General features: G+C 59.9%; 2 protein-coding genes. One reads left to right on the forward strand and one right to left on the reverse strand.

Annotated features, from left to right (window positions below):
• Window positions 1–55: 55 nt before the first annotated feature.
• The gene (locus ACW9HW_RS30050; protein WP_095192421.1) at window positions 56–742 is read right to left on the reverse strand and encodes a Crp/Fnr family transcriptional regulator; all 687 of its coding nucleotides are present in this window, start codon (window positions 740–742) and stop codon (window positions 56–58) included.
• A gap of 84 nt (window positions 743–826) precedes the next feature.
• On the opposite strand from ACW9HW_RS30050, the gene ACW9HW_RS30055 reads away from it, so the two are divergent.
• Window positions 827–1,348, forward strand: a complete 522-nt coding sequence (locus tag ACW9HW_RS30055; protein ID WP_095192422.1) for an Mpo1 family 2-hydroxy fatty acid dioxygenase — start codon at window positions 827–829, stop codon at window positions 1,346–1,348.
• The last annotated feature ends 73 nt before the right edge of the window (window positions 1,349–1,421 follow it).

Below are 1,421 nucleotides of genomic sequence, written 5' to 3' on the forward strand. Positions count from 1 at the left end.
GGTTCGGGTTCTCCACATCCACTGTGGGAGCGAGCCTGCTCGCGAAGAGGCCCAGTCAGAGTGTCGCCAACGCCCGCAACCGGCCGGCATCCACAATCTCGATCTCGCCATACCCCAGATTCAAAATCCCCTGCCCCTGCAAATCCTTGAGGATTTGATTGGTGGTCTGGCGCGACAGCGACAACATTGAAGCCAGCTGCTCCTGCGGTAATTGCAGGACACGGCGTGGTTCGTCGATCTGGCCGTAGCCTTCAGCGATCATCAGCAAGCGGTGCGCCAGCCGTGCCTGGGCGGGCATCAGGCTCAGCTGTTCTAGATTGATGAAGGTCAGGCGCAGTTTCTGGCTCATCAGCAACGCCAATTGACGCCAGTGCGCCGGTTGTTCGTCCAGCAAGGCGAGCAGTGCGGTTTGCGGGATGTGCAACAGCGTGCACTGACCTACGCCAAACGCATCATGGGTACGTGGCTGACCATCGAACAGGCAGATTTCACCAAACCAATGCGGCGGCTCCACCAGGCTCAGAAGCGCTTCTTTACCCTGTTCGCTCACGGCGCCGATACGCACCGCGCCTTCAAGCACCGCGTACAGGCCACACGGTGGATCACCGCGCTGGAACAAGCGCTGACCCGCCGCCAAATGCCGCACCCGCGCAGCAGTCAGCAGACTATCCTGTAAGGAAACAGGCAAATGGCTGAACCATTGACCACGCATCAGGCGCGGGCGCCAGACCTGCATATCCATGAAAACTCCTAGAGATTGTCGCCTGGCTGACAGAGCAAAAAACGGCCCCGAGGCAAGATCAGTCACCCTACAGGAGGAATAACAATGAAAAAAAGCCTCGTTGACCATCTCAGTCAATACGCCGCCTACCACCGTGACCCGCGCAACATCGCCACGCACTTTGTTGGCATCCCGCTAATCGTGGTCGCAGTGGCTGTGTTGCTATCCCGTCCACAATGGGCCGGGGGCTGGCTTTCGCCAGCGGTGCTGGTGTCGCTGGCGTCGGCGTGGTTCTACCTGCGTCTGGAGCTGCGCCTCGGGGTGCTGATGACAGTGTTGCTGGGGCTATGTGTGTGGGCCGGTCAGGTGCTGGCGCAGCAAAGCACGCTGGTCTGGCTGGCGAGCGGTGTCGGGATGTTTGTGGTGGGGTGGGCGATCCAGTTTGTCGGGCATCACTACGAAGGGCGCAAGCCGGCGTTTGTCGATGATGTGACCGGGCTGATCGTTGGGCCGTTGTTTGTGGTGGCTGAGTTGGCGTTTTTGCTGGGGATGCGCCATGAACTCAAAGAGCAGATCGAGGCGCGGGCGGGGGGTGTGCGTTTGCGTCAGAAAAACGCTGCTGCGTAAATCGCTTTCGCGAGCAGGCTCGCTCCCACAAGGGTTTTCGGTCGGTCACATGATATGTGTACAACACCGGTCC

Source organism: Pseudomonas sp. SDO5532_S415 (assembly GCF_054071155.1).

Coding starts and splice junctions, on each gene's coding strand:
- ACW9HW_RS30055 (WP_095192422.1), top strand. CDS start 827: ATGAAAAAAAGCCTCGTTGACCATCTCAGTCAATACGCCGCCTACCAC.
- ACW9HW_RS30050 (WP_095192421.1), bottom strand. CDS start 742: ATGGATATGCAGGTCTGGCGCCCGCGCCTGATGCGTGGTCAATGGTTC.